This is a genomic window from Pseudoalteromonas sp. P1-25, from assembly GCF_001401805.1.
Classification (GTDB): Bacteria; Pseudomonadota; Gammaproteobacteria; order Enterobacterales; family Alteromonadaceae; genus Pseudoalteromonas.
In genome coordinates, this window is sequence record NZ_LKDW01000101.1 from 1 (window position 1) to 381 (window position 381).

Below are 381 nucleotides of genomic sequence, written 5' to 3' on the forward strand. Positions count from 1 at the left end.
TCTCAAACCTGAATTACACGCATGAAAATAACTGCAAGATTGCAGTTTTAATTTTTACTGAGTAATTTTTAATTTATGCGAGTAGCTTTTCGCAGTTGCTAATATTTGAACGCCGTTTGCGCTTTAAATTTTCACAGTAACTTACTTGTGAAGTGGGTCTGCCTACTGCGCCATGAAATACGCGCGTAAATTGCGTAGTGAGTTTTAACCAGTTTTCGGGGGATATATTAAGTCTTTCTAGCAGAGGAAGGTTCATATTATCAATGTGCCCCCGTTTATCCTCTCGTATTGATATTAAATTTGACACCCAATATAAATCAGCGAACCGAACTGTGCCACTAAACATGCTCCTCGGGTGCAGAATTAATTTTTTATTACTTG

Annotated in this window: 1 pseudogene; it reads right to left on the reverse strand. The window is 37.5% G+C overall.

The annotated features are described in order from the left end of the window. Nucleotides 1-73: 73 nt before the first annotated feature. Nucleotides 74-381, reverse strand: a pseudogene (locus tag AN393_RS20645) (hypothetical protein); the annotation flags it as partial.